Below are 22,685 nucleotides of genomic sequence, written 5' to 3'. Positions count from 1 at the left end.
TTTATCTTTGTCTTATAATTATCTCACAATAGTTACATGGCCAGTATATGGCTTGTCAAATATTTCAGAATTAAGGATGATGACATAGTAATAAGTGGCCACCGGCAAATCTTCGTTGTTCCTGAAGTTTGTACCGTCCCACTCGGCAGGGCCATCTGACAACCATACAAGACTACCCCACCTGTTGTATATCTCGATCCTTGCGTCCGGGAACCTTTCCAGGTTCTCGATGTACCAAGTGTCGTTTATGTTGTCACCGTTTGGCGTGAACGAGTTGCGTACCACGATCGGCTTTTGGACCGTAATGTTCACTTCGTCCTGTCCCTCACAGTGCTCGTTTGCCACCGTTACCGTATAGGTAATGTTGTCTTCCGAAATGAAAACCGGGTTAGGGATGTTCGGGTCGTCCAGCCCGTCTTCAGGGTACCAGCTAAATGTTTCCCCGCCAGTTGCCGTCAGTTGTACCGGATCCCCTTCTATTACCGTCACGTCTTCCCCGGCATATGGAACAGGGTTTGGTATCACTACCAGCGGCACTTCTGTAGACCTAGTGTTGCATGTCCCGTTGTCTTCGACTACCGTCAGCAAGCCCGGCTCGTTGATATGTATGGTATGGCCGGTCTCACCGTCTATAGGCATACCGTTCAGGTACCACTGTATCGAGTTGTTGTTGTCAGAGGCGTCCACAGTGAAAGTAGCATATTCGTCTTCACAAATGGTCGTGCTGTCTTCGTTGATCACAGGGTCAGGCTCAGGCAGTACGGTCACCTCTGCCGGCTCCGACTCCTTGCCGCATCCGTGCGGGAAGTCTACCCATACAGTATGTGTTCCAGTCTCAGAAGCCATGTAAGTCCTTGAGTTATGTCCTGTGCTTGTACCGTCGATAAACCATTCATAGGTACTTCCTGATTCGTTAACGTCAGGTGTCAATAGCTGAGAACTTCCTTCGCACATCACCACAGGTGTTGGGGTGACATTGATATCTGGCATGGTAAATATGTCGGCAGTGAAGTTGTCGCTGGCCGTGCCGTCCGGGCACATTTCGCTTGAGGTAAGCCTTACCTCAACTTCATCATCGTCACTGAGCTCGTCGCTCACAAATACGTCGCTTGTTTCGGCTTGCAACTGTCCTTCTACAAACCACTGGTATGTAGGGTTTGACCCGCCATTGGTCGGGGTAGCGGTAAAGGTGGCTTCTGCACCTTCGCAAATGGTTCCTGAAGGCCCTTGTAGGGAAACAGAAACGGGTACTATCGGCTCGACTTCCATCTCATGGATGTTTGAGGCAGCATCCCTTTGCACGACACATCTAAGCGACGACTCCATCTCTACCCATACCTCGTCTTCGTCTTCTAGGTCGTCCGCTTCAAATACCGGATTGTTCATCCCTGTTGGCTGCCCGTTGACATACCATTGGTAAGTAGGGGAGGTGCCTTCGTTGGTCGGAGTGGCCGTAAAGGTGACCGGTGTGCCTTCGCACTCCCTTGAAGCAGGGTTGGCGCTTATGGACACACTTACAACCGCATTCTCGATCACTTCCATCTCATGGGTGTTGGAGGTTGCTTCATCGCTAACGCTCGCATCGATACATTGTGAGCTAGAGGTCATGACCACGTGTACCTCGTCTCCATCTTGCAACTGGTCGCTTGACCATGTGGCAACTAAGTCTTCCGGTCCTTGCGATACACCGTTTACAAACCACTCGTAGGTAGGAGTGTTCCCGCCACCAGAAGGGTTGGCCGTAAAGTTCACTTCTTCACCTTCACAGATATCATCCGGGTTGTTGATCGTTACGGCAGGGATCACTGAAGTGGTGATGTCCGCCACTTCTTCGTTTGACTCTGCCGGGTTGTTTGTTGTACATTCTATAGAAGAAGTAAGTATCACTTTTACCCTGTCCCCGTCATTGAGGTCATCGGTAGTGAAACTGGATCCTGTTCCCCCCGGTACTTCGGTATCATTGACATACCAGGCATATACAGGGGAATTTCCTTCATTTTGAGGGGTTGCATTGAAAGTCATGTTTTCCCCGATACACGTATTCCCTGGGTTGGTGATTGAAACGTCTACCGCTTCATTTGGGGTCACATCGATTTCTACCATGTTCGATGTTACCGTGCCACAGTCGCCCGAAGTCACGTTCCTTCTGTAGATAGTGGTCTGGGTAAGCGCGCCAGGTGCATAGGTTGCAGTCGTTGCGCCACTTATTGTTGTCCAGGTAGTGCCATTGTCTTCTGTCATTTCCCAAGTGTAGGCATAGTCACCGTCTCCTCCTGCAGCAGGCGTAAGCTCTGTGATCGGCTCAGGAGTTTCGTCCTCGCAAATTTCCTGGTCATCTTCGATAGCGCCAGGGGTCAAGTCTTCATATACCTCGATGAATACAGGCATGGTAACAGAAGTGTTACAGTCGCCCGTACCGGACACTACCATTCTGGCAAAATAGGTAGACTCGGTAAGGTTGTCCGGGGTATAGGTAAGGCCATCTTCGCCAGTTATTGGGTTCCAGTCGTCATTTGCGATATCGTCTTCGGTCGCATAGAGCCAAGAGTAGTCAAAATCTCCTGTACCGCCCTGTGCCGATGACACGCTAATGATCTCGTCTGGCTGGGTATCGTAACAGATGGCCTGGTCATCGGCAATCTCTCCTGGGTCAAGCCCTGGCAGTACAGAGACTGTGACGATATTTGACTCTTCTGCATCGCAAACATCGGTGGACACAATCCTTCTGTACCTTGTATCGACAAGGACATTGTCAGGGGTGTATTCAAAAGCTGTTTCGTCATCTATCACTTCCCATGGGCCGTTGTCCTCAGATTTTTCCCAAACGTAGGTATAGCCTCCGCCACCGCCTTCGGCAGGGTCAATTTCCGCAATAGTGCCAGGCGAAGAACCTGCGCATATGGTTGTGTCGTCCCCGATAGCGCCCGGCTCCAGTGGGTCTGTAACAGCAATCTCTATAGGGTCAGACTCTACAGGAGGGCAGTTGCCAGAAGTAACTTCCCTTACAAACCAAGTGGTTTCGGTAAGTTGCCCCGGCTGGAAATTCTCTCCCGTTCCTCCGGCAGCGGCCCAAGAGCCTGGTGCGCTTTCTTCTGCATATAACCAGCGGTATGTATAAGGTACAACCTCTTCGGTATCGCCTTCCGTAGGCAGGTCAACATTGATCAGTTCCGAAGGCGTTCCGTTATAGCAAATGATCTCCGGGTCACCGATGGTGCCTGGTTCTGTCATCTCATAAACAGTAACAGTGACGGTGTCGGAATAAGCAGTATTACACTCTTCGTTGTCACCCGACACTACCATACGTCTGTACATCCTGCTTTCGGTAAGGGCACCAAGTACAAGTTCACTGCCATCGGCAGCACTTTCCGGTGTCCAGTTCTCAGGATCGTCCAGAGAGGCAGACTGCCAGGTGTACTCATAGGTTCCGTCCCCGCCATCGGCATCTTGTTCGCTTACCAATGGGAAGTCAGGTTCTACATCGTAGCAGGTTCTTTGGTCTTGGCTGATGGCGCCACCTGTCAGTACTGGGGTAATAGATATAGTAACAATGTTAGAGTAAACAGAGTCGCATGGTCCTGCTGAAACTCTTCTTCTATAATAAGTCTCTTCACTTATTGGGTCAGACGGAGAATAATCTATACTTGTTTCACCATCTATTTCATCCCAAGTGTCTCCGTCTATTGACACCTCCCACTGATAAACAAAATCCTCATCTCCGCCGCTTGCAGCAACGGTTTCTTCAATTGTTGGAGGAATTGTATTGATACAAATTTCTACGTCTTCTCCGATCTCACCAGGGTCAACTTCATCTATAACAGTTACAAGGACTGGATCTGTATAGGTTGGAGGGCACTCCCCTGAAGTTGCCATTCTTCTAAAATAAGTACTTTCTTCTAGTGCATCAGGTGTAAAGTCTTCCTCATCTGCACCGGCAATGTCATCAAAATCTTCCTCGTCCCCGGTTAGGGAGCTTTGCCACTGGTAATCGAAGTCTCCTGAGTCGTTTCCGCCTGATGCAGGTTCGTCAGAAAGTAGGGCATCTGGTATTGTGCCAACACAGATGACTTGTTCTTCATCAACAATAGATCCCGGGTCTACAGGTTCGTCGACAATGACGTAAACAGAGTCTTCTAAGTAGCAGCTAGAGTTTCCGGTAGTACCGTCTTCCACTCTAATTCTGTAAAGTCCGCTTTGGTCAACAGTGATTTCGGCAATATCAATATCTTCATAATCTACAGAAGGTGCGCCAAGCTGATCTTCGTCTAAGTACCAAGTGAAGTAATATGCATCATTTACCGGGCTTAAACCTGTGGTATCTACAGTAGCTTCAATGTTTAGAGCTTCACCTTCGCAAAATATTAGGGTGTCGCTTGGGGTTACTGAAACTTCATTAGGTGGTAAGCATGGACATTCTTCTGTTATAGTTACAGGCACTCTTTCACAAAAACCCTGATTTGCTGTAAACTGGATATTAGCAAATTGTCCCCATTCAACGTCACTTTGATGATTGCCATGCTGATCGGCTCGTATAAGGTGTATGTAATCTTTGTTGTCAATATCATCTATGGCAGGTCCTGGGGGGCATGTGAAGTATTGAGATCTGATCCCGGTGGTATTGTCTCCAAATCCTATCCAGTATTCACGACCTACTCTGGCCCCTTCAAGGGTGATATTGACCGGGATTTTTAATTCGAGATATTCATCTTGGTCATCATGTGAGGGTAGTGTTACGACTTCTCCACAAGCAATAATATTATCTTCATCTGATACTTCGTTTCCGTTCGGATCTAATTTTGAACCATATATACAGACCTGCCAATCATAATTTGTAGAAGAGCCTTGCCATTCGCCTTCATGAAAAATTGATATAGTATCTATGGTAATAGAGCCTTCAAAAACCCTTATCATGGTATTAGATGTTGTGGTTCCATGCAAATCTTCGGAATCGCATGAAGAGGAAACAGGACCTACATTGCCATTTCCCAAACCTACTTCTTCTACATATACAGTGTGTTCAGTGCCAGAGACTTCAGTGACTGAACTTTTCGGGAATCTAACCTCATTTGTTCTTGTGCTGGTACCTATTAATTCTCCTCCAATCTCTTCTGTATACCATTCGTAAAGTCCATATCCTGATTCAATATGTGCAGTTATCGTGTCACCGCAGAAAGTTAAGTCTTCAGGTACTTCAAACTCTCTCTCGTAAATTAAAATTTCTATGTTGTCAGTAGCTGTTTCATAAGGTTCGCATGGTGTGTCATTACCTATATATTCAATATTTACCGAATAAATGCCTGGCTCTGTAGCTTCATATGTTAACGGATCGGTAGAGGGATTGGTTAAAGGCTGACTGTTTCTAAACCATGTAATGGTATAATCGTCAATTAGGTCTGGGCCTACTGAAAAGCCTGAGTTAAGCATGGTGCCATCCCAGTTTAGCGGACAAACATATAATCCTGCCGGAGAAATCCGTGCTTCAGGGAGCGGGGCTGGCAGTCCACAATCTGGTAAGGTTAAGGGTACTGCATAGTCTTGACATTCGGTACTGTTGATACCTAGTTGGCCTAATGCATTATTTCCCCATGCGTAAATATCGTTGTTGTCTGTAATATAATACCCCCAAGTGTCAGCAGCAGATATTTGAATTACATTGGTGTGGTATGAGTTGGCGTCAGTTCTAACTATTACAGGGGCAGGGGAGTCGCCTCCGCCTCCATTTCCTAGGTTTCCACCAGCAGCAGCTCCTCCACAGGCTCCATCATTCCCCCAAGCAACAGGTATTCCATCAATAGTTACTGCTGTACCAAAGCCCTGTCCACCTGATATAGACCTGGCTCTTAAATATGTTTGTCCAAATCCTGCAGTGCCTTCGGTTGTACCCCATTCGCCAGCTACTACTCTTTTAGGCTCTTCATGTTGATTGGTAGGGGTACCAGTTCCAGCAGACCCTCCCCAGCCATGGTCGCCCCAAGCCCAAACAAAACCTTCGTCATCAAGGGCAAAACTCATTACGTCTCCGGCATTTAATGAAACAATATTACTTAATGGTTCTCCGTCCCTTAATACAGGTCTTGCATATTCATTATTGTTATCTGGGCGTCCAAGGTAAGCATTTCCATAATTACCCCATGAATATACAATACCATCCGCCGTTAAAGCATATGCTGTTTCGTCTCCAGCTCCTACTTCTATAACGTTTTGGAGCCTTTCTCCTGGACCTGTTAATACATAGCGGGGGGTGGGAGAGTCATCAAAAGTTCCATCGCCTAATTGTCCATCTGCGTTTTCCCCCCAGGCCAAAACTTCTCCCGTATTGGTTACTACATAGCTGGAGTTGTTGCCTCCTGCAATAAAAGCCACATCAACTAAATAATCTTCAAGACTAGGATGTATATCTCCGCCACCAGGATGTTGTCCTCTTCTTACTCGTTGTGGCCGGTTTAGCCTTTCGTCCGGACTGTTGGTGCCTGTTTGTCCATGGTTATTGTTGCCCCATGACCATACACCTCCTTCACAATCTGAAGCAATAAAGTGGGCGCCAGAACCTGCATCTACATTCCTTAAGCGAATACCACTGTTAAGATAATCAAAATAAGGGTCGTTTGCTGGAAATTCAACTTCTTCAGGTGCCAAAGTGTATCCGTCTGCATTTGACTCATCATGCCCTAGCTGCCCTCCTGTATTTAATCCCCATGTAAACATTTTGCCGTCAGCACATAAAGCTGTTGATACAGTATTTCCCCCAGAAATCCTCAAATTCTGAGCATAGCTTTCATTGATTAATATAGAGCAAAAGGCAACCAAGAAGGCCTTTGTTAAATTGATGTAATTGAACCGCCTGTTAATTTTCATGGAATCTAAAGTATATTTCAGAGCTGTGAGGCTTTCACGTTGAGCTTTATTCTTTTTTTACTGGTTAATATATCTAAAAGTAGATATGTAACCATAAAAATTGAACTTTTTTGGCTTTAAATGTGAAAAAGGTAGTGCTTTTTTATTTTGGTAGAATAACTTTAATAATCTTTAATTATTGTTGGGTAGGTAGTTTGTTGTTGATTTGTAGCTGCTTATATATTATAATCCATGCCGTTTGTATTGTAGAGGTTAAGGTGTGACGAAAATAGGTCTAGTGCATTCAAATGGTTTCTCTATGGTTGACCATTGAATGCACTAGTTTGGTTATATTAATGGGTATTTAGGATCGAAATGAAAATTTATAATTATCTCACAATAGTTACATGGCCAGTATATGGCTTGTCAAATATTTCAGAATTAAGGATGATGACATAGTAATAAGTGGCTACCGGCAAGTCTTCGTTGTTCCTGAAGTTTGTTCCGTCCCACTCGGCAGGGCCATCTGACAACCATACAAGGCTTCCCCACCTGTTGTATATCTCGATCCTTGCATCCGGGAACCTTTCTAGGTTTTCGATGTACCAAGTGTCGTTGATGTTGTCACCGTTTGGCGTAAACGAGTTGCGTACTACGATCGGCTTTTGGACCGTAATGTTCACTTCGTCCTGTCCTTCACAGTGCTCGTTTGCCACGGTTACCGTATAGGTAATGTTGTCCTCCGAAATGAAAACCGGGTTAGGGATGTTCGGGTCGTCCAGCCCGTCTTCAGGGTACCAGCTAAATGTTTCCCCGCCAGTCGCCGCCAATTGTACCGGATCTCCTTCTATTACCGTCACGTCTTCCCCGGCATACGGAACAGGATTTGGTATCACTACCAGCGGCACTTCTGTAGACCTGGTGTCGCATGTCCCGTTGTCTTCTACTACCGTTAGCAAGCCCGGCTCGTTGATGTGTATGGTATGGCCGGTCTCACCGTCTATAGGCATACCGTTCAGGTACCACTGTATCGAGTTGTTGTTGTCAGAGGCGTCCACAGTGAAAGTGGCATATTCGTCTTCGCAAATAGTCGTACTGTCCTCGTTGATCACAGGGTCAGGCTCAGGCAGTACGGTAACATCAGCCGGATTTGACCAAGTTTCGCAGTCGTCGTACGGGAAATCAATATGGACAGTATATGTTCCAGTCCCAGCCGTCGTGAAACGGCTATCTGTAGATGGTGGGCCTTGGGGATCATTATCGATATGCCATGTATAAAGACTTCCTTGTTCGGTTACATCAAGGTCTAGTTCTTCAGTGCGTCCTTCGCAAAGCACCACAGGGTTAGGGGTGATATTTATTTCCGGCTTAGTAAATATGTTAGCCGTGAAGTTGTCGCTGGCCGTGCCGTCCGGGCACATTTCGCTTGAGGTAAGCCTTACCTCAACTATATTCTCGTCATCAAGTTCGTCGCTCTCGAACTCGTCGCTCGTTTCGGCTTGCAACTGTCCTTCTACACGCCACTGGTATGTAGGGTTGGAGCCACCATTGGTCGGGGTAGCGGTAAAGGTGGCCGGTGTGCCTTCGCAAATGGTACCTGAAGGCCCTTGTAGGGAAACAGAAACGGCCACTATCGGCTCGACCTCCATCTCATGGATGTTTGAGGCAGCATCCCTTTGCACAACACATCTAAGTGACGACTCTATCTCTACCCATACGTCGTCTCCGTCTTCTAGGTCGTCCGCTTCAAATACCGGATTGTTCATCCCTGTTGGCTGCCCGTTGACATACCATTGGTAAGTAGGGGAGGTGCCTTCGTTGGTCGGAGTGGCCGTAAAGGTGACCGGTGTGCCTTCGCACTCCCTTGAAGCAGGGTTGGCGCTTATGGACACACTTACAACCGCATTCTCGATCACTTCCATCTCATGGGTGTTGGAGGTTGCTTCATCGCTAACGCTCGCATCGATACATTGTGAGCTAGAGGTCATGACCACGTGTACTTCGTCGCCATCTTGCAACTGGTCGCTCGACCATGTGGCAACTAAATCTTCCGGTCCTTGCGAGACACCGTTTACAAACCACTCGTAGGTAGGAGTGTTCCCGCCCCCAGAAGGGCTGGCCGTAAAGTTCACTTCTTCACCTTCACAGATATCATCCGGGTTGTTGATCGTTACGGCAGGGATCACTGAAGTGGTGATGTCCGCCACTTCTTCGTTTGACTCTGCCGGGTTGTTTGTTGTACATTCTATAGAAGAAGTAAGGATTACTTTTACCCTGTCCCCGTCATTGAGGTCATCGGTAGTGAAACTGGATCCTGTTTCCCCCGGTACTTCGGTATCATTGACATACCAGGCATATACAGGGGAATTTCCTTCATTTTGAGGGGTTGCATTGAAAGTTATGTTTTCCCCGATACAAGCATTTCCCGGGTTGTTGATCGAAACGTCTACCGCTTCATTTGGGGTCACATCGATTTCTACCATGTTTGAAGTCACCGTGCCACAGTCGCCCGAAGTCACGTTCCTTCTGTAGATAGTGGTCTGGGTAAGCGCACCAGGTGCATAGGTTGCAGTCGTTGCGCCACTTATTGTCGTCCAGGTAGTGCCATTGTCTTCGGTCATTTCCCAAGTGTAGGTATAGTCACCGTCGCCACCTTCTGCAGGGGTCAACTCTGTTATTTCTTCTGGTGTATCGCCTTCACAAATCTCTTGATCCTCTTCGATTGCACCTGGGGTCAAGTCTTCATAAACCTCGATGAATACAGGCATGGTAACAGAAGTGTTACAGTCGCCCGTACCGGACACTACCATTCTGGCAAAGTAGGTAGACTCGGTAAGGTTGTCCGGGGTATAGGTAAGGCCATCTTCGCCAGTTATTGGGTTCCAGTCGTCATTTGCGATATCGTCTTCGGTCGCATAGAGCCAAGAGTAGTCAAAATCTCCTGTACCGCCCTGTGCCGATGACACGCTAATGATCTCGTCTGGCTGGGTATCGTAACAGATGGCCTGGTCATCGGCAATCTCTCCTGGGTCAAGCCCTGGCAGTACAGAGACTGTGACGATATTTGACTCTTCTGCATCGCAAACATCGGTGGACACAATCCTTCTGTACCTTGTATCGACAAGGACATTGTCAGGGGTGTATTCAAAAGCTGTTTCGTCATCTATCACTTCCCATGGGCCGTTGTCCTCAGATTTTTCCCAAACGTAGGTATAGCCTCCGCCACCGCCTTCGGCAGGGTCAATTTCCGCAATAGTGCCAGGCGAAGAACCTGCGCATATGGTTGTGTCGTCCCCGATAGCGCCCGGCTCCAGTGGGTCTGTAACAGCAATCTCTATAGGGTCAGACTCTACAGGAGGGCAGTTGCCAGAAGTAACTTCCCTTACAAACCAAGTGGTTTCGGTAAGTTGCCCCGGCTGGAAATTCTCTCCCGTTCCTCCGGCAGCGGCCCAAGAGCCTGGTGCGCTTTCTTCTGCATATAACCAGCGGTATGTATAAGGTACAACCTCTTCGGTATCGCCTTCCGTAGGCAGGTCAACATTGATCAGTTCCGAAGGCGTTCCGTTATAGCAAATGATCTCCGGGTCACCGATGGTGCCTGGTTCTGTCATCTCATAAACAGTAACAGTGACGGTGTCGGAATAAGCAGTATTACACTCTTCGTTGTCACCCGACACTACCATACGTCTGTACATCCTGCTTTCGGTAAGGGCACCAAGTACAAGTTCACTGCCATCGGCAGCACTTTCCGGTGTCCAGTTCTCAGGATCGTCCAGAGAGGCAGACTGCCAGGTGTACTCATAGGTTCCGTCCCCGCCATCGGCATCTTGTTCGCTTACCAATGGGAGTTCAGGTTCCTCATTGTAGCAGGTTCTTTGTGAACTTGAAATTCTACCTCCGGTAACTTCAGGTTTTATGGTAATGACGACTGGATCTGACGGGATTGAGTCGCAAGGGCCATTGATGGCTATCCTTCTGAACCATGTTTCTGAATCAATGGGGTCAGTAGGCGTAAATTCATCAGCTTCTTCATTGTCAATAATGGTCCAATTTTCACCTTCGTCTATGGAGTATTCCCATAAGAAAGAAAATTCCTCACCAGGGTCACCGCCGGTTGGGTCTGTGTAATTTATAATAGCAGGAGGTATCGTGTTGGCACAGATTTCAGAATCCCCGTCAACTTCAATTTCTCCTGGCAATACCTCGTCTATAATAGTAAGTACAGCTTCATCCGAAATTATCTCAGGACAGGTGGTATCTGTTTGTACTATTGTACGGAAGAGGTAACCGTCCATAGACGCTATCGCATCAATAATAGTTAACGTGTCTTGATCAACACCTGAATAAGAAGCTCCGTTTTCCAAGGTTGCCCATGTATCCCCATTGTCAGTACTTACTTCCCATTGGTAAATATATGTTTGTTCAGGAGCAGGGTTTGAAGTAGTTAACGCTGCTTCAACAGTGAAAATAGCATTGTTGCTTACACATGCACTGGTTGGCTCAGGGTGTGTGACAATTTCAAAAGGAGGGCAGCAAGATTCAATTTCTACAGTATCCTTCTTGATAATTTCTGAAATTGGACCAAAAGAAAGGTCGTCCATGGCGAAAATATTACCATTCCTTTCTGGGTTATGTTGGGCTTGCAGGTTCCTAACCTCTATGTCAACTGTTCCGGTAGTGGTGGCAGTCCAAAGTGCAGAAAAGTTATGCCAGTCATTGTCTCTTTGAAGTACAACTGGAGCGACTAATTCTCCATCAATAAAAACCCCAACGTTAGTAGTCATAAAATTTTCATCAGGCTCTTCTCTGGAAAATTCCTGGTGGATATTAGCAAACCATGCACTAAACCCGTATTCCACCCCATTTTCTACTTCTACTTCGGTATTGTAGATGACTCTATTATCATAACGAGCATGCGCGATAAACATATTTCCTGAGTCACTCGTACGATCTCCTATATTTAGCCAATTGTTATTGACGGAGTTTGGGTTGTCAGTAACAGCATAATTGCCTTGGTTTTGATCATACTGCATTGATCCAAAATCGGAGTCAAATCCCCCATGGTCTTCAAAGTCGCCATTTTCAATTAAGTTTCCTAATGGAAACTTAGCGGTAGCTTCAAAAAGTGTGTAGCCTAGGGCTGCATTAACCATAGTGGTAGCACTTTCAGGGTTTCCTATTCCTTCGGTACCATCAGTAGCTATATTTCTCCAGCCAGCAAATACACCGTTAGTATAAGCCTGAACCATCACAGAGTCACCATCACACGTTCCTACTTGTTCGGCTTCTATTTCAAAGCAATCTTTAACTACAATAGAAATGGTATCTTTTTGAGGGCCAGGTGCTCCGAAACTAACGTCGTCAATGGCAAAATCATTGCCACTTCGGGTGTTTCTGACAGTAGCTATTTTAAGCCTTACTGTACCGCTAGTATTGCCGGAGTTCCATACTTGGTTAATCCTGTTCCATTCGCAAACCTCACCATCTACTTCATAAGGGTCTGCCAAAAGTGGCTCATCATTAATATAAAGTTGGACTAGTGGTGTCGGCTCATCCGCCATATTAAAGTTCATTGCCCATACAGAAAAATCATACTCAGTATGAGGTTCAACCGAAACTTCTTGACTCCAAAAATAGCTGTCATACCCATTTCCACCAGCAGCACCATCTACATACATGAACTTGCCTGTCCCAGTGGTGTGGTCTGCGCAGGGTTGCCATGAGTTAAACCCTGGCCAGAATACAAACTCGTTTATTGTCCACCTTCCTGGTTCTGCTACATCTAAAAAAGGGCGTGGTGGGTCTGCCCAATTTTCAGGTTCAGTTGCATCTGCCGGATCTATATAGTTTGGGTAATAACTACTTGGATTTACTCCCACATTACCTTGTTCAAAATCGCCATTGATGACCTGATTGCCCAATGGGACAATTGCTTCAACTTCGAATTGGTATACGCCTGGAGTATCGGGTATGAAAACAGGATTTGAGAGAGTAGTGTCAGGTAGGTAGGTGCTTGGAGACCATTTTATGGAGTCAGTTGCGCCTCTTGCATTTAATCGGGCGCTTTCTCCCAGACAAATTTCTTGTTTATCTGCTTCTGCAAATAAGATTCTTTCCTGAATCCATATTGAGCGTTCCTGATAACAAGCTATCCTATGTGCATGTGATTCATCCTCAACAACTCTTACTCTATATCTTCCTGGCTCAGTTATAGGAATTTCTTTAACCCCTACACCTTCATATTGACTCCCTCCTATTGGCTGTTCATTTAGGTACCATATGTAATAATAAGAGTCTGCTGTTCCTGATGCGGATATATAAAAATCAGGGTCAATAGGCGATCTTACGATATTGCTACCTGTGCTTGTATTTAATACTGGTGCATCGGCTACAGGAGTACAGCATCCTTCGGTGGTTTCTTCGGCAATGGCTGTAACCCGATCACATATGGTAGTGATATCTAAATCGAATAGCGCAGGGATTCTTGTATTGTTGTGAACTGCTTGCGTGCTTTCGCCAAATTCAAGAGTTAACTGGTCTATGTCATAGGTCTCATCAAGAAAGTTCTCTTGGACCCATGGAAAACCCACAGCGTTTGAATTTGCTTCTTCCATTCCATCTTCGGCAGAAAATACGCGTATGGTATTTGTGCCGGCTTCCCCTCTGATTCCTGCTATATTTTCAGCCTCCATCACCTGCATGGTGATTAGGTAAACATTATTGTGGTTTGTATTGGTAACCTCGTTGCCTCTAAAATAAAACCATGTAGAAAAATTTCCATTAATCTCTATTTTGATTCGATATAAGTTGTTTGCCTGAAGTCCATTTACGTAAATAGGAACTGTTAAGCTATTAAGCTTGAAATCACTTGTGGCGGTATAAGTGATTTCATAATCTAGATTGTTGTTTTCAAGGACTCCAGCATTGTCAAAATCAGGTACAGGGGTTGCTGACGGTCCTCCGCTAGCAGGAGACTCTCTTTGGTAGTAATACTCTACTGTGCCAGAGCCAGAAGGATATGGTACGGGTGAAACAAATGCATTTGAAACCCCATTATCGTTTAGATTACCATCACTGTCTCTTACAAACCACCTGAATTGCGCATCCGGATCTGTTGATTGTATTTCATATTCAGCATTTTGATCCGCACAATAGCTGCCCGTATAGGTTTCTGTGCCACACTGGCCAAAAGCAACCATGTTAATGCATAATAGGGCAAATAAGATAAAGTAATGTTTCTCCATGTTTCTTCTATATCAATCATACCTAGACATACATACCAAAAATAGCAAAAAAGTAAGTTGTTTTGTAAGTTTTTTTATTATTCTGCCATGATATAAAGTAGCTGAAGCCAAATTATTGCACAAACTAAATTAAGGTTATGAATAATACTCGCCAGTTCTCAGGTCTCTACTTTAATTGATTTATAATCTTACCGCCATATTCCCCTTAATCATCTATTGGTGTTTATTGAGTCTGTTTTATTGTTGGTCTTTACTTTTTAAATGTTTATCTTGGTTTCTGTTTGTGTTCTTGATCTTGTTCCACAATGTCACACACCCATAAAACAGTTATAGAACCCTGCAATAGCGAGGATAAAGACCTTGAAAACACTACCGACAACCTTACTGGTGTCATTTTGGGAGTCGAAGGGACAGTATCTGCACCTATACCAGGGAAAACTTTTGAACCATTTTGTTTAATACGAAATCAATAATTTTATAAACTATGAACAGACTTCTTGTTTTTATATTTGTTATTGCTAATGTGCAATCTTTTGGGCAAAGCTTTGAAGATTCTACTTTAGTTAATGGCCATATTGAATCTTTGGTAAGGCCTTTTAAATATGTGGAGTATTTTCAGGAGTTTAAATATGTAGTCCATGGTGAGGATGACATTGACTTGCCTCTTATTAATGATGAAAGTTTTAATAAAAAACATTTGGAGTCTCCATATCTGGTTTTGCAGTCTTTGCTTGCTGCTAATAGCAATGAGTGGATTGATGAAATAAGCGAAATAAAGGGGAAGGGCCGTATAACTGAAGATTTTTCTAATTATAAATCTTCAGAAGAGTTTAGGGAAAATTACGTTTGTAAAGTTGTTTCAGAGTTTTATTTCAAAATGCATGATAAAGAATATTGTATTCTTCTATCCTATGTCCATACACCAGAAATGGGAAACAGGATGTATACGTTAGTGCTAGGGAAAAATAAAAATGTATGGAAAATCTCTTATGATAAGCACCTTTCTGCCTTTTCTTATTTTTTTTATTTAGAGCCTAAAAGGTTTAAAAATTTATTGTTTGGTAATGTCTCTTATTTCAATACAGTATCGCCGGAGTTTTTTGATTATTACTTCTATGGTGGGGTGTTTAATGTTACAGGTACTAAAAATTTCGGAATGCTTTATGAGTATAGTAAGGAGCGTCCTCTTCCTAATGTAACAATTCCCAAAGACAAATATTTTCAAACAAATCTGAAGTTTAATGTCAGTTCTGATGAAATACCCCATAAAATAGGAATAACGACTGACTGGTCTAAGAATGATGGAATGTTTTTTAATTACGAAACAGCAGATAAACGGACATTATATGCCGGTTCTTATAGGGAACGAAAATTTGATGGAACTCCAGAAGCTGCAGCTGCTAGCTGGATATTCTCTAATGATTTACAAGAAATGAAGAAATACTCCCTTGGGTCCAATGGTTATACCAATAATGAGTTGAAGGCTATGGGGAGCTTTGATCGTGAAGCGTCTATGGATTTTGACTATAAAATTATGTTTTACGATAAAAGTGATTTATATGTACTGATGTTTTTTCACGAAAGAGAAAATTTTTCTATGCAAGAAGGTGGCTATAAGGTATATAAATATAAGGGCCATAATTCTATTCTTTTAACTGCAGGGGAAGATTCCTGGAGAGTTAATTTGAATCCTTCCGATGAAATAAAAGCATTAGTTTCTGCATTGAGTAAGTTGAATTATGAAGGATTAAGAATGCTGTTTTCTGGTGAGACTACAGGCGATCCTAAAGTAGATCAATTTTTTAGGGGAGTGTATTTAGGAAGGTACCCAGATGGAACTATTTATATAAACTCTATTTATATTCCTGAAACAATACCCAGTTTGATAAAGAAAGACTGACATTTGAATTTGCTGACTTGTAAATATTTTCCCTATGATCCTGCGTCTCGCTTAGACCTACCATTTGCAGCGGGCGTTATTGTAATACAGGACTGGATAAGGTACAAAAATAAAGTATTATAGGATTTTTTCACGTTAATATAGTTGTTTATGAAAACTTATTGTTTGTGCTTGTTAATGTTTTTATGGAGTAATCTTTATTCTCAAGAGTCGATAAATCAGTTTATTGAAATTTTCCCTCAGTATAAATGGGATGATCTTCCTGAAATGATCTATAATTTGCCTTTGGGTGATAAACTGGATATTGATAAAGCAAATGAATTCATGTGGGATGATAAAGCTGTTGCTGATCGGAAAAAGGTTACAAATTATAGTTGGGCTGTAAAAGGTCCTCACTATATAACAGTTGACGGTTCTTATGCTAAAAGTGAACTAGGAAGGTTTCATAAAAAATCAGGATTCCCTGATAAGCCATATAACAATTTATTCGCTTTAGGTAGGGTTGATATTAACCCTGAAATAGTTTTGCTTATCTTGTATTATGATGGATTTGACTGGGAGGCTGGGTATCTAAAGTATTTTGATATTTACTCTTACAACCGAAAACAAGGAAAGTTTATTTCTGCAACAAGTATATCCCGATCTGTTATAGATAAAGATTTTACTTTTACTCAGTATGATACATTTTATGACTTTAATGAAGAGTTACAGGATATGGAAGAGTATTTTGTTGAAATTAAATATTCCCTAAACTCCGAAGGATATTTTCAGCAAACTTCCATTCAAAAAGTTCAGGAGATATCATCAATTTTTAGAACGAAAGTAAATGATACGGACGGTTGGGTGAATGTTCGAGAAAAGCCCAATATTAACTCTAAAGTAGTTTTTAAGGTTAAGGATGAAAAATATTTATTGGTTGAAGACATTGATAATAAAGACTGGTACCGAGTTATAGAAGTTTGTTTGTGTGCTCTAAAAGGTGATATTCCTTTGGATGTATTTAATGATGGAAATAAAAAGTTAATAATGCTTACAGGAGGATATATTCATAAAAGCAGAGTGGGGCGGAGGTGAAAATAGCAATTAACTTTCCCTTCCCTCCCTATGGTTTTAGCGTCCTGCTAAGCTTCTCCCATATAACCTGGCCTAAGATTGCGTAGTATCCTAGACCCAGCTTAATGCAAGGTTGTGGCTTGCGTTACGTATTCCCAGCCTTACTTTGCGTCTTTTGCTACCATCAAATGTAGTGATGTATTTGTAAGGTGGGTATATATATAGCAGTGCAATTGATTATAGCGAGGTTTGCTGAGTATTATACACGCAAGTCTAAAAGCTTGCATAGGTTATGGGTCAAAGTTATGCTTCGCTGAAATTTTACCAAAGGCGTATGGTATTAGTAATCAGATTCTTATTTTAAAGTTTTGAAGTGAAGTTCCATTGGGAAATATTGTGGAACTACTAAACTTGAACAGCAATGAAAAATATGAAATTGTTTCAGAGGTATTGCCCTCTGGTCGTACAATTCGATATTGTAAAAAAAAGTAAGACTTATGTAGTTCTTTGTCTACTTATATTTAAATCATGTTTCTCTATGGGGCAAAAACTTCCTTGCTTAAGTTCAGCTTCCTTAAAATGGAAAGTGCCTATAGAAGAAAATATTTTCTTTTCTAGTCCATTAATTCATGATGGATTAGTTTTCATTCATGGAGAAAAGCATAGAGCTTTTGACTTATCCTCTGGAGAAGAGCTTCTTTTTAATGATCCTCAAAAACAGCAGGTTTTTAGAAGTAAGATTTCTAACCCTTTTTTGTGTTTTCGCAATACTGCCGAATTATATATTGTAAATTTACATTCAAATGAAACTTATACATTTAAGAATAACTGCTGGTATAACGATATGAGGCCGTTTTTTTTGAAGGGGAATATTGCGATTACAGTAGAGAATCATAAGTTAATAAAAGCATATGATTTAAACAATAGTGAAGTTTTGTGGAGCAAAGAATTTATTAATTGCCGAGCTTTTTTTATTCACCAAGGAGATGAAGTTTTTTTCTATACAGACTCCTATCTGTTTTGTCTAAATGTTTTGTCTGGAGAAATAAAGTGGAAAACTAAAATTTCTGGAATTGATAAAAAACCAATCATTATTAGTGAAAACCTGTTTTGGCTTTACTCTGAGGTAGGGGTTTGGGAAATAGATATTCAAAAGAAGGAAAAAAAGCTTATTTTTGAAAGGGATATGCGTGATCTCGAAAATGGTGTAATTGATAACGGTTTTTTATATAATCCTGATTGTGGGTTCGCAGTAGATGTTGGTAATCGGAAAATTGTTTATGATGAGTGTAAAACAAACTATGAGAAATTTGAATTTCAATGTTTTTTAAAAGGAAGTAGCGTTTCTCAAAAATATCTTATTTCTAATTTTGGGGATGGTGAAGGTTGTGGGAATTTTGAAAGGACTGTATTTTATGATAAGGAAACAGGAACTCCCCTATTTGATGGTTTATGTCCTGTTAATACAGAAATGCATTTTGATAAATATTTGTTGTTTGCTGACAAAGTTTATAATGGATATTTGATCGCTATTGGTAATGGTGAACTTTCTTGTTTTTTGATTGATGAATAATAAAAGCTATGGTATTAGCGTCCCTGATTCCTGTAGGGCAGCATGAAATGAACGTTCAGGCTTATGAAGATGCAATGAACAATACCTATGCCCCGCTAGGCATTACGTATAGCGTTACATTAGACGAATCTTTTAGAAACAACAAAGATTGGGACTTGAATGGTGATGGTAGGGTGCAGGCTTCAGGAACCCGCAACTTTAGCGTGGAATACAAAGGCGAGGAGGCCGAAATGATCTTTAGCTATGTGGAATCTAAAGGTGGAGAAGATGAAATGGATCCTGAAACCGCCTACATATTGGCAGTGAATGAGGTCTCCAATATAGAAGATGATCAGTTGGGCAAAATGCCGCCTACGCAACAGTTCGGCTTTATTTATACCGCCAATGTTCGAGAAGAAGCATTAGCACGTACCGTAGCCCATGAAATAGGGCATGGGGCATACCATTTGGAACATACCTTCCTGAGAATATACTTAGGCAAGAATTCAGAAGGTGCCACAGACAATCTGATGGATTATGGCTCTGGTATAGATTTATGGAAGCTTCAGTGGGACATTGTGCATGATCCGGGACATGTATGGGGGATTTTGAGAAGGGATAGGGATCATGAGGCTTACTTAGTTGATTGGATACAAATAGATAGAGCTAATTCAAATTTTGTAAATGGAATGCAATTTGATAATCCGGTAGCTTATGGCCTAAGGAATGAAAATATAAGTATCAAATATAAAATTACCAATAGTGAATTAGATAAAGCCTTAAAGAATATAAAGAGTTATAATATGCCAGATTTGGAGAGTGATTACGTAGTTTCACTTTTAGTCTATAATAGTAATAATTTTGAAATATTAGATTATAGTATTACTGGCTTGGTCGAAAGAAACCCTGTTAGTTGGACAGGGTTTATTTATCCGATAAAAAATGATTTTTCTTATAATGAGAGAGTTATAGCAGCTAATCGTACTTCAAATAATAGTTGTGATTTTGCATTAGGAGTCTTCCCTACTACCTATCAAGCCAATGATGAAATAAGATGGCAGTCTTTGCGGTTTGGTGGTAGACCTGAGACTTCCCTTCTAAGTAATGAAACGCTAAATATTAACTCTCGTTTTTTAGGACTGATTAATGAAATTCCTGAATTATGGTTTGGTTTTGAATTTGAACAATTGGCTCTAAGGAGACCTAACCTTAGGCATGGCGTATATTCCAAAAGGAATAGAAATCCCTACCCTAACTTTCCTAACTTATTGAAATATTACGATATTGATGATGCAGTAAGTTATAATCATTATTTAAGATATTTAAATGAAGAACCTGTAAATCCAATTAATTATTTAAACAAATATCTTGTTGATGCTGGTACATGGACTTTTTTAGGGAGAAAGCCAGATTTTTCAATTAATATTTACTTGTATTATCTATTGAAAAAAGCAGAAGCAGAAATTAAACTAGATCCTCCTACTTACCTCGACTTAAGTAATTCAATAAGGTTTGCGGCACCTCCATCTTCACATGCTAATCATAATCTTGGACTTGCCATCGATATTAACCCTGTAAAAAACCCAATGTTTCAAATTGTTGAGCTGCATTATTTAGTTTGGCTACTCACTAATGACCACTTATTTAACTATAATACTACAGGGGGGAATGCTATAAATCATATGAAATCGATTCATAATAACTTTATTATGAAATGTGATGAATTAGCTAATATTGAGGGAATAGAAAGATCAGCTCAGTCTGCTAATAATATTCCGCTACTCAATGAAAAAGTTTCTTTGAGGATGGATTTAATGAAAGATTTAGATAGTTATTTTAATTGTAATGACTGTATTTCTATTTTGGATTTACAAGAAGGAGAGCTTAATGTTTTAATTGAGAATATAGTAGATGAGGTTGTTGACTATCAAATGTTAAGACCAAAGGATGATATTGTTCAATTTATTAATGTAAAACTTTCTGAATTAAATGATTTAGAAGAAAAGATTGATGGATTCAAAGATTACTTTAATGCTAAAGTAAAATTAGCTCTATTTTTGGATGTAACGCATGAATATGATTGTAATGTTTTAAATGAATATTTGAACTCCCTCTTGATGGCTATTGCTTTGATAAAAGATGATTTAAGCGAATATTCAGTAAATATTTATAATAATGATGATTTGTTTGAATCCAATGTTTATTTAGTTAGGTTAGAAAATACTTTAGATGTTTTTAATAAAATTCAATCCTCTATTTTAGTGAAAAATGAAATTAGTAATAGTAAAAGTTTTGAAAGTGTGGGAAAAAGAATAATTGAAGGTATTAACAGTGATGAAGCAACAGGAGGTAAGTTGTTAAAGTATGGCTTTTTTGAACTAAATACAAGTTTTGTAGAAAAAATGATGGAATCAGGGCATATGTCGTGGGGAGGTTATTTCCCCAGACAAAAGGACTGGATGCACTTTGAAGTAAGAGAGGATAGCAAAACTTTTGGTGCATCACAACCAGAATCTGCAAGGTTGATATATGAAATGTATCCGTTGCCTAAACTTAAAAATGAACTCGAAAACCTTGGGATTGTGGTTGAGTGGGATTCAGAAGAAGAATATTTAATTATAATTAATGATTAATTTATGAATTATAAAGCTATTTTATATACTATTTTAATGTTTTGGGCTTATGTTTCTGAAACCAATGCTCAAAAAGAATATCCAAGTATTAGTAATTATTTAGAGGAAGAAGCTTTTATAAGCTCTAATGGTATTGCTGATCTAAGTGTACCTATTAAGATTGTTAATGATCATATTTTGTGGAAAAACAAGATTTGGAGCCTTGCTTCAGGAAAAGAAGTTGATATTTCAGGCATAAAGAATTGGACAAGTAAAGGGAAGTATTATATTTTTAGTGCTCCTCATTACTCAATTTTTGATATATCCTTAGGCAAGATAATTTACAAGTTTGGTCTTCCATATTATAAATGCATAGCTGAAAATAATTTCTTTAATAAGGATGAAGTTTTAATAAGTGAGATAAATAAAGTCTTCTTATTTGAAATTTCTTCAGGTTTTCGTCTGTGGGAAAAGGAATATAAAGGAAATGTTATTTTTTCTAGAGAATTAAAGGATGGTTATTTAGTAATGGAAGAAATAGTAAGAGATCATATGACTAACTGCTATTTATATGAAAAAGAATCGGGGAAACTTATTTGGAAAACCCAAATAGGATCTGGAAGTAGATTTACTCCTCAAAGTTTAAGAATAGATGGGAAATGTGTGTTTGTAGAGATAGAATATAAAATTAAAGGTGACGGTTTTAGTACTGAGAGAACAGGGACATATGTAAAGTTTTTAGATCTAAAAAATGGATCCGTTCACACTATTTCAGAAGGTAGTGACTTCTATATTTGTAAAAATAAATTGTATGTCACAGATGACTTTGGAACAAATATTTTTGATGTAGATAAGTTAAAACCTATAGCTAAATTTGCCTCAATGGGAAGTGTTATTGCTGCATTTGACGATAAATTATTGTATAGTTACTTTGATGATTTTAAACTTTATTCGGTATCTGGAGAGGTTATAGCAGAAGGCTTTTATGATATGAATTTTTATAAGGTTTTAAATAGTGATGAGGATCATTATGATGAACATGGTGATGGTTACCGGCCTTTCGAATTATTTTTCTCCTCTGAAACTGATGGGAAGCTCATTGCTTTCACTAATATGGGTGGCGTTATTATATTTAAAATAATAAGATGAAAAACCTTACAAGTACGAACTTGTTCTTAAGGTCTTAGCGTCCCACTAAGGCCTACCATTTGCAGCGGGCGTCATACCGTCCCTCTGGTCTAAGAGATTAGCCTAGCGTATCCTACACCCAAAATAATGCAAGGTTGTGGCTTGCGTTGGGTATTTCCAACCTTACTTCGTGTCTTTTGCTATTATCACGCAAACAGATTTTTTTACGAGGCGTGGGTTGTGGATGTTCAGGCGTGGCGGAAACAAGAATGCTAACAATGAAGAATATCAATCTCCCATGGCCTGTCCTCCAGCAGAGCATGGGGTAAATATAATTTATATCCGATAACTTGCGCTATCAA

General features: G+C 41.2%; 7 protein-coding genes. 5 read left to right on the top strand and 2 right to left on the bottom strand.

Annotated features, from left to right (window positions below):
- Nucleotides 1–18: 18 nt before the first annotated feature.
- Both RCC89_18565 and RCC89_18560 read right to left on the bottom strand, forming a co-directional pair.
- A complete protein-coding gene (locus RCC89_18565; protein WMJ75150.1) occupies nt 19–6,855 on the bottom strand; it encodes a gliding motility-associated C-terminal domain-containing protein in 6,837 nt (2,278 codons plus the stop codon).
- A gap of 368 nt (nt 6,856–7,223) precedes the next feature.
- Entirely contained in the window at nt 7,224–14,078 is a 6,855-nt protein-coding gene (locus RCC89_18560; protein ID WMJ75149.1) for a gliding motility-associated C-terminal domain-containing protein, read from the bottom strand.
- A gap of 484 nt (nt 14,079–14,562) precedes the next feature.
- On the opposite strand from RCC89_18560, the gene RCC89_18555 reads away from it, so the two are divergent.
- From RCC89_18555 to RCC89_18535, 5 genes are all read left to right on the top strand, one after another.
- The gene (locus RCC89_18555; GenBank protein ID WMJ75148.1) at nt 14,563–15,978 is read left to right on the top strand and encodes a hypothetical protein; all 1,416 of its coding nucleotides are present in this window, start codon (nt 14,563–14,565) and stop codon (nt 15,976–15,978) included.
- A gap of 150 nt (nt 15,979–16,128) precedes the next feature.
- Nucleotides 16,129–17,052 (top strand): SH3 domain-containing protein, encoded by a 924-nt coding sequence (locus tag RCC89_18550; GenBank protein WMJ75147.1) that lies wholly within the window; start codon nt 16,129–16,131, stop codon nt 17,050–17,052.
- 517 nt (nt 17,053–17,569) lie between these two features.
- Nucleotides 17,570–18,604 (top strand): hypothetical protein, encoded by a 1,035-nt coding sequence (locus tag RCC89_18545; protein ID WMJ75146.1) that lies wholly within the window; start codon nt 17,570–17,572, stop codon nt 18,602–18,604.
- Nucleotides 18,605–18,612: 8 nt separating this feature from the next.
- Entirely contained in the window at nt 18,613–21,216 is a 2,604-nt protein-coding gene (locus RCC89_18540) for a hypothetical protein (GenBank protein WMJ75145.1), read from the top strand.
- Between the two features lie 3 nt (nt 21,217–21,219).
- A complete protein-coding gene (locus tag RCC89_18535) occupies nt 21,220–22,344 on the top strand; it encodes a hypothetical protein (protein ID WMJ75144.1) in 1,125 nt (374 codons plus the stop codon).
- The last annotated feature ends 341 nt before the right edge of the window (nt 22,345–22,685 follow it).

It is taken from the genome of Cytophagaceae bacterium ABcell3 (assembly GCA_030913385.1).
Lineage (GTDB): Bacteria > Bacteroidota > Bacteroidia > Cytophagales > Cytophagaceae > ABcell3.
The sequence above is the reverse complement of the archived record's forward strand: the minus strand, read 5'-3'. Positions and strand labels throughout refer to the sequence as shown.